The organism is Vampirovibrio sp. (assembly GCF_041737375.1).
In the GTDB taxonomy this organism is placed as follows: domain Bacteria; phylum Cyanobacteriota; class Vampirovibrionia; order Vampirovibrionales; family Vampirovibrionaceae; genus Vampirovibrio.
This window is the reverse complement of record NZ_JBGSRV010000015.1, coordinates 98,328-110,639: the sequence shown is the minus strand read 5'-3', so window position 1 is coordinate 110,639 and position 12,312 is coordinate 98,328. Positions and strand designations below refer to the sequence as shown.

Annotated in this window: 15 protein-coding genes; 9 read left to right on the top strand and 6 right to left on the bottom strand. The window is 51.0% G+C overall.

The genetic code is table 11. The annotated features are described in order from the left end of the window. Positions 1–66: 66 nt before the first annotated feature. Positions 67–1,779 (bottom strand): hypothetical protein, encoded by a 1,713-nt coding sequence (locus tag ACEW81_RS10780; RefSeq protein WP_373532990.1) that lies wholly within the window; start codon positions 1,777–1,779, stop codon positions 67–69. A 364-nt stretch (positions 1,780–2,143) separates the two neighbouring features. Here ACEW81_RS10780 and ACEW81_RS10775 point away from each other — a divergent pair, with 364 nt between their 5' ends. The 3 genes from ACEW81_RS10775 (at position 2,144) to ACEW81_RS10765 (ending at position 5,244) form a co-directional block, all read left to right on the top strand. Next, positions 2,144–3,463 (top strand): dicarboxylate/amino acid:cation symporter, encoded by a 1,320-nt coding sequence (locus ACEW81_RS10775; protein WP_373533020.1) that lies wholly within the window; start codon positions 2,144–2,146, stop codon positions 3,461–3,463. 171 nt (positions 3,464–3,634) lie between these two features. Then, positions 3,635–4,507 (top strand): bifunctional methylenetetrahydrofolate dehydrogenase/methenyltetrahydrofolate cyclohydrolase FolD, encoded by an 873-nt coding sequence (folD, locus tag ACEW81_RS10770; RefSeq protein ID WP_373532989.1) that lies wholly within the window; start codon positions 3,635–3,637, stop codon positions 4,505–4,507. 140 nt (positions 4,508–4,647) lie between these two features. Then, complete coding sequence (locus ACEW81_RS10765) at positions 4,648–5,244, top strand: superoxide dismutase (RefSeq protein ID WP_373532988.1); 597 nt, start codon at positions 4,648–4,650, stop codon at positions 5,242–5,244. Positions 5,245–5,364: 120 nt separating this feature from the next. Here the strand turns inward: ACEW81_RS10765 and ACEW81_RS10760 are convergent, their stop codons facing one another. The 3 genes from ACEW81_RS10760 to murA form a co-directional block, all read right to left on the bottom strand. After that, the gene (locus ACEW81_RS10760; protein WP_373532987.1) at positions 5,365–5,739 is read right to left on the bottom strand and encodes a DUF309 domain-containing protein; all 375 of its coding nucleotides are present in this window, start codon (positions 5,737–5,739) and stop codon (positions 5,365–5,367) included. Positions 5,740–5,811: 72 nt separating this feature from the next. Then, positions 5,812–6,174: a hypothetical protein gene (locus tag ACEW81_RS10755; RefSeq protein WP_373532986.1), complete on the bottom strand. Its 363-nt coding sequence runs from the start codon at positions 6,172–6,174 to the stop codon at positions 5,812–5,814. 69 nt (positions 6,175–6,243) lie between these two features. Beyond that, the gene (gene murA / locus ACEW81_RS10750; RefSeq protein ID WP_373532985.1) at positions 6,244–7,545 is read right to left on the bottom strand and encodes a UDP-N-acetylglucosamine 1-carboxyvinyltransferase; all 1,302 of its coding nucleotides are present in this window, start codon (positions 7,543–7,545) and stop codon (positions 6,244–6,246) included. Positions 7,546–7,643: 98 nt separating this feature from the next. On the opposite strand from murA, the gene ACEW81_RS10745 reads away from it, so the two are divergent. Continuing rightward, positions 7,644–8,246, top strand: a complete 603-nt coding sequence (locus ACEW81_RS10745) for a DNA-3-methyladenine glycosylase (protein ID WP_373532984.1) — start codon at positions 7,644–7,646, stop codon at positions 8,244–8,246. A gap of 64 nt (positions 8,247–8,310) precedes the next feature. Here ACEW81_RS10745 and rplI read toward each other — a convergent pair whose 3' ends face one another. Next, on the bottom strand, positions 8,311–8,811 hold the full coding sequence (rplI, locus tag ACEW81_RS10740) for a 50S ribosomal protein L9 (RefSeq protein ID WP_373532983.1): 501 nt from the start codon (positions 8,809–8,811) through the stop codon (positions 8,311–8,313). Between the two features lie 263 nt (positions 8,812–9,074). Here rplI and ACEW81_RS10735 point away from each other — a divergent pair, with 263 nt between their 5' ends. After that, positions 9,075–9,890 (top strand): TrmB family transcriptional regulator, encoded by an 816-nt coding sequence (locus tag ACEW81_RS10735; protein WP_373532982.1) that lies wholly within the window; start codon positions 9,075–9,077, stop codon positions 9,888–9,890. Positions 9,891–9,949: 59 nt separating this feature from the next. After that, positions 9,950–10,162, top strand: a complete 213-nt coding sequence (locus ACEW81_RS10730; protein ID WP_373532981.1) for a hypothetical protein — start codon at positions 9,950–9,952, stop codon at positions 10,160–10,162. A gap of 271 nt (positions 10,163–10,433) precedes the next feature. Here the strand turns inward: ACEW81_RS10730 and ACEW81_RS10725 are convergent, their stop codons facing one another. Further along, positions 10,434–10,850, bottom strand: a complete 417-nt coding sequence (locus ACEW81_RS10725) for a helix-turn-helix domain-containing protein (RefSeq protein WP_373532980.1) — start codon at positions 10,848–10,850, stop codon at positions 10,434–10,436. A 239-nt stretch (positions 10,851–11,089) separates the two neighbouring features. On the opposite strand from ACEW81_RS10725, the gene ACEW81_RS10720 reads away from it, so the two are divergent. The 3 genes from ACEW81_RS10720 (at position 11,090) to ACEW81_RS10710 (ending at position 12,234) form a co-directional block, all read left to right on the top strand. Continuing rightward, positions 11,090–11,317, top strand: coding sequence for a helix-turn-helix transcriptional regulator (locus ACEW81_RS10720; protein WP_373532979.1), 228 nt, complete (start codon positions 11,090–11,092; stop codon positions 11,315–11,317). A 150-nt stretch (positions 11,318–11,467) separates the two neighbouring features. Beyond that, the gene (locus ACEW81_RS10715; RefSeq protein ID WP_373532978.1) at positions 11,468–11,713 is read left to right on the top strand and encodes a hypothetical protein; all 246 of its coding nucleotides are present in this window, start codon (positions 11,468–11,470) and stop codon (positions 11,711–11,713) included. 44 nt (positions 11,714–11,757) lie between these two features. Continuing rightward, entirely contained in the window at positions 11,758–12,234 is a 477-nt protein-coding gene (locus ACEW81_RS10710) for a RidA family protein (protein ID WP_373532977.1), read from the top strand. The last annotated feature ends 78 nt before the right edge of the window (positions 12,235–12,312 follow it).

Below are 12,312 nucleotides of genomic sequence, written 5' to 3'. Positions count from 1 at the left end.
TCTATCTGCTACAACAAGCACATTATACGAGACTCTGTCGTGAAATGCCAGTCTCTCAGGCCTTCCTCAGGAGGCTTCCTGATCCTGGTGCCGGAAGTAGGAGTTGACCAGATGATCGATGCTCTGATGTACAAACTGGCTATTCTTCAGCAGAATCTCCTGTTCAAAACTGCCTGAACGATGGGCTTGAGCTTCGGGGAAAGTTGGCCTTAGCGCGGGTGTCTTTTTCATCGGCGGGGCCTTGGGTGGGGGGGCTTGCGTTGGGGAAGGCTTTGGCTGGAGTGCTTCAACTTTATGCTCAGGCAAGCGGGGAGCGGGTCCAAAAGCCGGTGGCTCTATGGCTTCTACCGGCTCCTCTTTTTTCTCTTCCGCTTTTTCCTCTACTTTCTCCTCTGTCTCTTCTTCATCTTCTACTAACGCCAGCGGAAGTTCTTCCAGTTGCAAGCTTGCGAAGCTCAGATCACTGTCGGAGTCGGTGTAATAGCTGTCATAAGCAATGCTTTCGGCTAGAGGGCCGGGTGTTTCATCCAGTGAAAATGTTTCTAAAGCTTGATCGGGATCTTCGTAATGCCCCAGCTCATAGGATTCCAGATTGTCGTTATTTTTTAGTCCCTCGGCTTCATCGCCAAAATAGTGATCTGATTCCTCAACAATGCTTTGCGATGGACGCTGTGGCAAAGCCGCCGGGGCTAATTGCGGGGCCGGAATATTGCCCAGCAGAATGCTGTCCAGATCGAACGGCTCATCATTCAGCTCAGTGCCCATCAGATCATCGCCTAGGTAAACCGTTTCTGGCAGTGGGTGCAGTTCTGCTTCCATCAGAAAATTATTGGTGCCGTTGGGGGCCAGGGCTTCGTTTGGCAAATTTAATTGCTGGGGCAATTCGGTTTGAGTCTCTTCTTCCAGATAAGCTTCCTCAATGGCGTATTCTACTGCCGCCGCTTCCGCTTCCACTGGGGTGGCAGGCTGAAGGCTTTCAACGGCTAGCATTTCGGACTCCGTCCAAAAGGAATCCGTTGGCTGAAGTGGCTCGTTGTCAGGCGCCATGGGCGCTAGAAAGAAACTGTCGAAGTTGGCCTCGGTTTCAAGGGCGGGGGGTGTTTCAGGAGCCGGAAATATGGATTCCAGTCTGGTGACCTCGGGTGTTGTGGCTTGACTGGCCGGGTTATTGACCGGTTCAGCAGGCGTTTGGTTGAACTGAGTGCCGAGATCCGAGAAAAAATCCAAGGGTGGCGGGGCTGAATCTACTACTTCTGTTGACAGGTGGTTGGCTGAGAAAAATTCGGCCAAATCCGCTTCGCGCTGAAGGGACTGCGGTGTTGGTATTACGGGAGATGCTGACGCCATCGCATTGGGCATCGCTGCTCGTGTCTCTCCGTTTTGGGGCGCTTGGGGAGCAACAGTTTTAAGTTCGGGCAAAGGGTTTTGAACCACCATTTTGAGTTGATTTTGCTCGCAAAAATGGTTTAAATCGACTTGGCTGTGGGCTACTTCGGTTTTTTCGGCGCTGGGATCTTTTTCTTTTGTGGCGGGAACATGGGTTAAATCTTCAAACGAATGTTCTGGCGGGGCCATTGCCTCAGCAGCGGCTTCTGTTGCAGGCGCTAAAGGGGCAGGGGCTGCCTGCTGATTCAATGCGGCCTGTGAGGCAGGGGCCTCTAATTCTTCAGGCGCTGCCAGCTTAACCCCGGGGGGTAACTCCATTTTGCCAGAGTGGGGGTTCCCAAAATGATGGCTGGGATCGGTGTCGTTTTTTTTGGAAAAGGGCCAGAGATTCACGAGCGGGCTTCTCCTCATTTAAAGATTTGTGTAGTTATTAATAAGGGTTTCGGCAAGGCCAAGGAGATCTTCAATGTTTTTGAGCCGTAATGGTTGGCAAAATGGAATAGAGGCTCCAATAGACAGTCGTTTCCTGCAAACAGGCCCTTTACATAGCTTTATGGTTGAGATAAAAGGGGATTTGGTGATTTGTTTCCGGTATGCTCGTTTTAAAATAGGCCGGAGCAATTTTCGGGTTGGTTAGCACGATTCCTGATGGGGGCGTGTTTATAGAATTGAATGTAATCTAAGGATGAGTATGGCGCTTTCTTTTACTTGCAAGCAAAACACCATCATCAAGCGGAAGGGGGCTTAATTAGTGGGAATGTATTTGCCTCAGCTGAAAAAGCCCAGTCTGGTTGTCCAGGTGCTGGCGGGCATGATTTTGGGAATTGCCCTGGGGCATTTCTGGCCAGAAATTGGCGTGCAAATCAAGCCGCTTTCCGATGTGTTTTTACGCATGATCAAAATGCTGATAGCGCCGTTAATCTTTGCCACTCTGGTGATTGGCATTGCAGGCACTGGCAGTCATAAAAATTTAGGGCGTTTGGGCGCTAAAACCCTGATTTACTTTGAGTTGGCTACCATTCCAGCCTTGATTATCGGTATGGTGATTGCCAATTTGCTGCGCCCTGGCGATGGCATTGATATGAAAACCCTGAGCGCCAAAGGGGTAGAGCAACTGGGCAGTATTACCGGCAACATGGCCGCCGTGCAGCATCATACCCTGTGGGACACGGTGGTGAACATGGTTCCTACCAGCGTGGTAGAGGCCATGGCCAAAGGCGATATTCTGCAACTGGTGGTTTTTTCGGTGTTCTTTGCGCTGGCCATTCTGTCTGCCGGAGAAAAAGCCCGCCCGGTGATGAACGGTTTGCAATCTCTATCGGAAATTATGTTTGAGTTCGTTAACAAGGTAATGGCTTTTGCGCCTATGGGCGTTATGGCCGCCATTGCCGCCACGGTGGGCGAGAATGGACTGAGCATTCTGCTGGTTTACGCCAAGCTGGTCGGCTCTCTTTACCTGGCACTGGCTATATTTGTGTTGTTGGTGCTTTGTTCTGCTTGCACCATTGCCCGCATTCCTTTTGTGCGCTTGATGAAAGCCATTAAAGAGCCGTTCTTGCTGGCTTTTTCAACCGCTAGCAGTGAATCGGCCCTGCCCAAAGCCATGGAAATTATGGAACGCTTCGGGGTGCCGAAAAGCGTGGTTAGTTTTGTAATTCCCACCGGTTATAGCTTTAACCTGGATGGTAGCACCCTGTATGTGGCTTTGGCCGCCTTGTTCGTGGCCCAAATGGCCCATATTGAAATGAGCTTGCAGCAACAGGTCTTGATGCTGCTCACCCTGATTTTAACCACCAAAGGGGTGGCTGCGGTTCCCAAGGCCTCTCTGGTGGTTCTGGCCGCCACGCTCAGCGCTTTTAACCTGCCCATGGAAGGGGTGGCCGTGATTTTAGGGGTCGATCACTTTCTGGATATGGGCCGCACCTCCATCAATCTGGTTGGCAACTGCGTGGCTTCCGCGGTGGTGGCTCGCTGGGAAGGCGTTTTTGATGACCAAAAAATGGAAGTATTCGGCACCGACGATGAAGTGTTTGAAGAAGAGGGCCGGGAGTCTCTGCCCATACCACTTCCGGTTTAGCTTCATTCAATTTCCACTCTGTAAAACCAGCGGGACGGTGCCAAAGCCGTCCCTTTGGCTTTCAGCACGGCTTGACGGTTTGGCCTAACTTGCCTCCGGGGTTGCTTCAGGGGACAATAGGCTCAGTTTTAAGTTCTTTATAGCCCTCAATACACAAGCAGGAGCGCCCGCATGACCCCATCTGCCACGGCCACTATTTTAGACGGCAAGCTGACTTCCCAAAATTTGCTGGATTCTCTCAGCGTGGAGCTGGGTGCTTTAACCGCTCAGGGCGCTCCGCTTCCCAAGCTGGTGGTGGTTTTGGTGGGCGATGACCCGGCCAGTCAGGTTTATGTCAATAAAAAGGCCAAAACCGCTCAAAAAATTGGCATGCTTTCCCAGTTGCTTACTTATCCTCAGGCCACCTCTCAGGCGGAACTGCTTGCCGTGATTGCCCAGTTGAATCAGGATGCCTCGGTACATGGTATTTTGGTACAATTGCCGCTGCCCAAGCATATCAACACCCTGGATGTGATTACCGCCATCGATCCCAAAAAAGATGTAGACGGCCTGCACCCTTTAAATATGGGCCTGTTGATGAGCGGCGATCCTTCGGCCTGCAAGCCTTGCACCCCCGCCGGGGTGATGACCCTGCTGAATGCCTATCAGGTGCCGCTGGCCGGAAAAAACGCCGTTGTACTGGGCCGCTCCAATATTGTCGGAAAGCCCATGGGCCTGCTGTTATTGCAAGAAAACGCCACCGTTACTTACTGCCATAGCAAAACCGCCGATTTGCCCGCGGTTTGCCGTCAGGCCGATATTCTGGTGGCCGCCGTGGGGGTTCCCAATCTCGTTACCGCCGACTTCATCAAGCCCGGCGCGGCGGTGATTGACGTGGGCATTAATCGGCTGGAGGGAAAGCTGGTGGGCGATGTTGACTTTGCCAGCGCCGCTCAGAAAGCCGGGTTTATTACCCCGGTGCCGGGTGGGGTGGGGCCAATGACCATTGCCACGCTTATGGCCAATACCTTGTTTCTATACCGGCAAGCGCAATCACGCCACTAGCAGCTGGGGCAGTGGCCATGGCGGGTTCGCCAAAAGCCTGATGCAGCGCAGGGACATCCCTTTGGCTTTGTGCTATAGTGACCCAAATTGTCTGGGTTCGTTTATCTTGTATCTCAACTGAAAAAAGAGGAGGCTTTAATATGCCCGCCACCCAAGTGAAGCCTTATGAGGCTCAAACCTATAATCTGCAACTGGACGGCATTTCCGCCGAGCAGTTGGAAACACACTATGCATTGTACAAAGGGTATGTCACCAACACCAACACCCTGAACGATAAGCTGGCTGAACTGCGTGAAGCCGGTAAAGTGGGAACCCCTGAGTATAACGAAATGCGTCGTCGTTTGGCGTTTGAATACGATGGCATTCGCCTGCATGAGTACTATTTTGAGAACATGACCGGCAACGGCGGCCCCGCTCCTACCAGCGGCAAGCTGGCTGAAGCCTTGAAAGAGTACTTTGGCAGCGTGGAAACCTGGGTAACCGACTTTAAAGCCACTGGCGCCATGCGTGGCATCGGCTGGGCCGTGTTGTACCAGGATCCGGTGACTAGCCGCTTGCAAAACTTCTGGATTACCGACCATGAAAACGGGCATCCCGCTGGATTTACCCCTGTTTTGGTAATGGATGTTTGGGAACACGCTTATGTGGGCGATTACAAAGCCACCGAGCGTGGTAAGTACATCGAGGCATTCTTCCGCAACATTAACTGGACTGTGGTGGAATCCCGCCTGAAGTAAGCGCAACCGCGTTTTAAATCAAAACATCCTGCTTCTAATGAGAGGCAGGATGTTTTTTGATGGGGGTTGATTTTGATGAACAAGTTCAATCTTTAAATTAGATCAATCCCTAAATTAGAATCATTCTAATTTAGGGATTTGTTCCGGGAGAAGAATGGGTAAGGTTTGGCCTTGTTGTTCAAGCAGCCTGTTCAAAAGCAATTGGCTTTGGGCAATCAGTGGTTCCAGCGGAATAGGAACTTGATAGCGCTGCTGGCTGGCCACGACTTCCAGTTTTTCAAGCCCCGCTTGCAATTTACTTTTGGCCCCCACCGGATTGCCCCGCTGCCAGTGATAATACCCCACCCCCAATTGTAATAACCCTTGCAAAAAGGTCTTTTCCGGGCCTGCTGGCAAGGGCCGCCACAGATCTTCCAGCACCTCGTGGCATTCAAAAAATTGCTGACGGTTAAACAGCGCAATGGCGGCTTCAAGGGTGGCTTCTGGGGTGGTCAAGGCAATGGAGCTCCTGCGTTCTCACCCCCAAGCTTACCCCAAGTGTAGCCCCAAAGACTATGCCAGCTAGAGTTACGGGGTGGAATCGCTTTTCAGCATCTCCGGGGACAGGCCCTGCTTTTTCATGGATTCCAAAAAGCGATGAGCCGCCTGACGCTGAATGGCAGGTGGCACCACCCGAAGCAGTTCAACCGCTTTGGATACCACTGGATCGTGATCATACCAGCGATTCCCGGTTTTTTCCGGTCGGGCCAGCTCGTAAAACTTGTCCAGCGTTTCTTTGCCAATTTGCTCTTCAATTTTGCCCAAAAAGGTCTGGGCCTGTTCTCGAACATCGTTGGGATAGGATCTCAGCAGCTCAAGCACTTCCCCTAGCAAGGGATCCTGATCGTACCAGCGCCGAGGGCTACCCGAAGGATTGGATGTTTCGCTCATAAACAAATACCGTCCGTTGATTCACTCTCTATTCGGCTCTATCCGGCGAATGCTTTGGTGGCGTTGAGCTTAAGCGGACTCTTCAGTGACCGGGCGTCCGGAAGTATCCGGCACTCGCTCTATATCCGCACCCAGGCTCCGCATTTTGCTCACCACATCTTCGTATCCACGATCCAGATGGTGTAGATCGAAAACCTGAGTAGAGCCTTCGGCCATTACGCCTGCAATCACCATGGCCGCACCCGCACGGAGATCATGGGCATTGACTTCCGCGCCGCTTAAGTGCGGTACACCGGTAATCACGGCCACATCTCGCTCTACGGATATATCTGCGCCCATCCGCTTGAGTTCGCCCACTTGCTTGAAGCGATTTTCGTAAATGGTTTCTTTCACAATGCTCACGCCGTCCGCCGTACTCAGCAAGGTCATAAAAGGCGCTTGCAAGTCGGTGGGAAAGCCGGGGTAAGGCTGGGTAACGATATTTTGCGCTTGTAAGCGGCGTTCGCTGTGAATGCGAATACTGTTGGGGCTGGGCATTTCAATTTCTGCGCCCATTTCAATCAGTTTGTGGGTTAAAGAGCTGAGATGCACCGGCAGCACGTTGTTCACTGTCACATCGCCCATGGTGCCCACGCCTGCCATCAGGTAGGTGGCCGCTTCAATGCGATCGGGCATGACGCTATAGGTGGTACCGTGCAAGGAGCCGGGTTTAACGCCGTTAATCACCAGTTCATTGGTGCCAGCGCCACTGATATCAGCACCCATGGCATTCAAAAAGTTGGCCAGATCTACAATTTCAGGTTCCTGTGCCGCATTGGACAGAATGGTAGCGCCTTCCGCCATGGTGGCCGCCAGCATAATGTTTTCGGTGGCACCCACGCTGGGGGTGTCCAGCAAAATTTCAGCGCCAATCAGCCGGGAGGCTTTGGCTTCCACATAGCCGTGGTTAATTTCCACTTCAGCGCCCAGGGCAATCAAACCTTTGACATGCAGATCCACGCTGCGCTTGCCGATGGAACATCCACCCGGCAGCGCCACACGGGCTTCGCCGAACCGGCCCAGCAAGCTGCCCAGTACATCAAAGCTGGCCCGCATTTTGCGAACCAAATCGTAGGGAGCCTCGCAGCTGGTAATGTTTTTGGCCTGAATGTACAGGCGATCGTCATCTTGCTGGTCTACATCGCAGCCCAGATATTTTAAAACCTGAGTCATCACCCCAACATCGCTCAGGTGAGGAACATTTCGAAGCTCTATGCTGTCTCCAGTCAACAGAGTCGCAGCCATCAGTTTCAGGACGGAATTTTTCGCGCCCGAAATTTCTACTTCACCGCGGAGGGCTTTGCCGCCATGAATGATTAATTTCTCTGTCAACCCTAAATTCTCCACGCTGTTTTCATAGGGGGATATAGTGGTTAATATAACATATATTAAGAAACGGTGGCACCGCCTCCTTGAATGAATTAAAACCAATGGCCCCCCCAAATTGCTTGGTCCTGCCCGCCGCTTTTTTTGAGCGGGATACGTTGACCGTAGCCCGAGCGCTTCTTGGCTGTCAGTTGTTAAAATATGAATTAAGCTCAAATGCTTGGCTGGCCTGCCCCATTGTGGAAACAGAAGCGTATACGGAGGAAGATCCGGCCTGTCATGCCTATAACCGAACCACTGGGCGGGCGGCAGCGCTATACGGAAATCCGGGTACGGCTTATGTGTATTTGATTTACGGCATATATGACTGTTTGAATGTTGTCACCGAAAAGCAGGGTACAGCGGGCGCGGTTCTGTTTCGGGCTGTCATGCCGCCGTTGGGTTCCGGTTTGAAAACCAGTGGGCCGGGGCGCTTAACCAAGGCTTTAAGGATTACCAAATCCGCTTTCAATGGAAGGGCTTTAACCCAGTGGGACAGTGGTTTGTGCTTAGCCGCAGGAACTATTTACCCCGATGAAGCGGTGGTGCAGACCACCCGCATCGGTATTCGCAAAGCGGTGGACTATCCTTGGCGCTTTTATGTGAAGGACAGCCCGTGGGTATCGGTTCGGGAAAAATCGTTCAAGCTTGCTACTGAACCGGGATAGTTTTCAACCAAAAAAATCAGGCAGTATGAGCTGCCTGATTTTTGGTGTGTTTTAAAACCGCGGTTTACTCTTCGCCAGCGAAAGCATCTTCCAGAACGAATTCTTCGTGCTTGGATTTGATGGCGTTCACTTGCAGTTTGACCTGGGCGGAAACTTTGGCCGAGAATTTTACATAAACGGTGTATTCGCCCACTTTGTTGATGGGGTGATCCACGTTTACGTTGCGACGCTCGATTTCGTAACCGGTTTTTTCCTGCAGAACCTTGGTCAGTTCTTTGGTGGTGATAGTGCCGTATAGCTTGCCACTGTCGCCAGCGTTGGCTTCCAGGGTCAGCATTTGCAGCGCGTTCACTTTTTCAGCTTTGGCCTGATCTTCCTGATGCTTTTTCTCAGCTTTGGCACGAATGCGATCGATGCGACGCTGTAAATCAGCCAGGGATCCTTTGGTTGCGATAACGGCCATGTTGCGTGGGCCGAGGTAGTTGCGGTAATAACCGTCGGAAACCTCGATGATATCGCCGTTGCTACCCAGCGTATCCACATCTTTGGTTAAAATTACCTGCATGGTATGTCTCCAATTCCTTTCCAGAGTCTAGGGGTTCATCAATATAGCACAAAAGCAAAGGTGGCAAGGAGGCGCATGGATCTTTCATGCAAACCCTTTGTGACGAGATAGATACAAGGGGTTCATCAATTGTTTCTTCCGTTATATCCTAATATTGACATTGTGGTTACGTGATTTATATGCTACACGTTGTAGTAATTCAATTGAGGGCCATGGGGTCCACATGATTCTTCCATTTAGCAGGTACTTGAGGGTTTTAAGTTGTGTCTGACAATTTGATAGACAAGCTAAAGGAGTTGGGGTTCAACACCTACGAGGCCAAAGTCTATCTGGCGCTGTTAAAGCACCACCCAGCCACCGGTTATGAGGTGAGTAAAGAGTCAGGGGTTCCTCAGGCTCGGGCTTATGATACCTTGAAGGCTCTGGAGTCCACCAACGCGGTGGTGGCGATTGGCGGAAAGCCCGTTACTTATATGCCGGTCAAGCCGGATGAATTGCTGGATCGCTGGGAAAAGTCCTTTCAGGGGTCCATTGGCTATTTGCGGGAGGCGTTGCCCAGTATCGCCGATGAAACCGTAGAGCCGGTTATTAACATGCGGGGCCAGGAATCTATTTTTAAACACGCCCTGGATTTAATTAATCACGCCAAGCACTCTATTTTTATGGAGTTCTGGAAGGATGACGCCGCAACCTTGTATACCGCCTTGTTGGCGGCCAAGGCCCGTGGGGTGGATGTAAAGCTGGTGGGCTACGATGATTGCGCCCTGGAGGGGTTAGAAGTCTATCAGCATGGGTTGGCTTGCAGCATTGAGCAATCTCTGGGCGGTCGCTGGTTAATTATCGCGGTGGATGATCTGGAAGGGCTGGTGGGTACGGTGTCTCAGGTGGAGCGTCCCCCGCAGGCTGTGGTTACCCGAAATCCCGGCATTGTGCTGGTGATTAAGGAACTGATTGTTCACGATATTTTTCTACTGGATATTGAGCGCAACTTGCTGCCTGAGCTGGAAAAACTGTATGGCAAGGATATGTTGCGCTTGCGGCGCCAAATTTTAGGGCGTTCGGCGGGCATAGGCGTTTAAGTGGGTTGATGATAAAGTGATAGGGTTCCTCCTCACAATTCGGAGCATCATTAACCCCTATGACCTCGCAATCTCCCAAGCTGGAAGACCCCAAGCCTGTTGCCAAGCGTAAGAAATTTTCTCAGGAACGGCTCATGACCATGTTTACGCTGTTCTTTGTGCTGGGCATTCTGTTGCTGGTGGTTATCCCGGAAGGCAGCCCGGTGAGAGGCATTGCCATGACCATTTATTCCATCACTGTTTTTTGGGCCATGTTCAAGTTTTGCATTTAAGCCAGTTTTTTTGCCTTTAAAAACGAATATTTGGCGTTAAAAATTTCGGTTTGTTTTAAAAACCGAAGATATGCTTGCTTTGTTAAGCAGTGGTTTCCGCTATAACTGGAGAGTGAGATTTGGGATCGTGACTGACACGAATGGGATATGTCTCAGAGCGAGCATCTCCAAGGGGTTACGATACGAGGTGTCACACAGAGTGTTCTTTTTACGGTGCTAACCCGTTTGCTCAGCATGGAGGAGTTAAAGTTGATTATGGATACTCAAGAATTCATGAAGGGTCTTCTTGAATTAATGAAAACAGCGCATGCCGCTTACTTGCAAGGCTTGGGGGAATCCCGTCCCGCTCCATACTGGCCTGAAGGTTCTGAAAAAAATCTTTAGGCAGTCGCTCAATTTCGCCTTGCCGAATATACTCCACCAACGCCAGGATGAGTTCCTCAAAACTGTACTCATCCACCGCTCTAAACGCCCTTAATTGATGCAGGGATATCCCATCCGACTGAAAGGCGGGCGTATTGGCCAGTTTTTCCAGCGTCTCGTTTTTAAAGCCACGTCTGCCGTGTATCAGGTTGGAAAGCGCATCTCCGGTAATGCCCATTTGTTGGGCCAAGGCTTCAATTTGCAAACCGTTGCGCATTAAAAAAAGTTGTATTGCCAACCCCAATTTTTTTTCAGAGGGTTTCATAGTCAGCGTTAACTCCTGAAAAGCAAAGCGTGTGAAAAATCGTAAATTTCATTTATGATCGTTTTTCTTTCAAAAATGATATGATTACTGGCAGAGGTTTGTTTTCATTGAAGGGTTTGGCAAAGGAGATTCTGTCAGTCTCCTTGGCGTGGCTTTCTGTCATTCTAATCCAAAATGAAGCGCTACTGATTGGTTTATATTCGTTTTTGAAAGCTTGAGGGATTTGCGGGATGTGCGGGATGCGATTATTGATTTCGGAAGTGGCTTATAGAAACAAAGGCTGGAACATGCGAAAGGTGGCGGATCGGCTGGCCGTGGATCATCAAACGGTGATGTACTGGAATCAGGGCCGCTCTTATCCTCGGTTTCCCACCCTGGTTAAACTGTGCCGGTTGCTGGAATGCACCTTTGAGGATTTGCTGGCCGATGATCCGGCTCAGGCCAATTGTGCGGGTTGTAAAGAATAAGCCGGAGGCGTTTTGTTCCCCCTTTCACTCAGGGCCACAATAAGTGAGCTACTTTTGTTTTTATTTTAATAGTGTGTAAGCGTTTTATGGGCGAGTGTTGATAAATGAATGTTTCTATAGAACGCTCTCCGGGTTGTATGAGGAGGTGCTGTGCCGAATTGCCCAAATGCGGATGGCGTTGTCAGGGTTGATACCCTTTCTCCCCGCTCTCCAGAACTCTGGAGCGAGGAATCGTTTTACGAGTGGACGCAAACCATGGGGTTGTCCATGCCGTTTCAGCCGGAGGACATCCAGTCGTTTTTGGCCTATACTCTCCAATTACAGGGGAACGCTGAGCATAATCCTTTTAAACATGCGTTGGATTTTCCATTGCACCCTCGCATGGCTCTAATTTAGCGATGACCCTGCTATCACTTGCAAGTTGTGAAGGATGCCCATCCATGACCCAGGATACCGCCACCCCAGCAATCGATCGCGCCGCTTTGAGCCAGCTTTTGCCTGTGCCGCCCTTGCCCATTGGCAGTTATGTGGCCACCACACAGGTGGGTAATCTGGTTTATACCTCGGGCGTTTTGCCCATGAAGGACGGACAGGTGGCTTTTACCGGCGCTTTGGGCGGTTGGGACGTCAAAATTCCTGAGGGGCAGGAGGCCGCCAAACTTTGCGTGTTGAACGCCCTGAGTTTGATTAGTCACGCTTTAGGCGGCCTGGAGCGGGTAAAGCGCGTGGTAAAAATGACCGGCTTTGTCAGCAGCGCCCCCACGTTCTACGATCAACCCCAGGTCATGAATGCCGCTTCCGATTTGTTGGTAGAATACTTTGGAGAAGCCGGAAAGCATGTGCGTTCCGCCGTGGGCGTCAGTAGCCTGCCCCGAAATGCTTCTGTGGAAGTCGAACTGGTGGTTGAGATCGCCTAATTACCTCTGGTAATTGGCTCAAACGCTTAGCCCTAATACCTTCATGTATGCCCTATGTTAGAATGAAAGGCATTATGT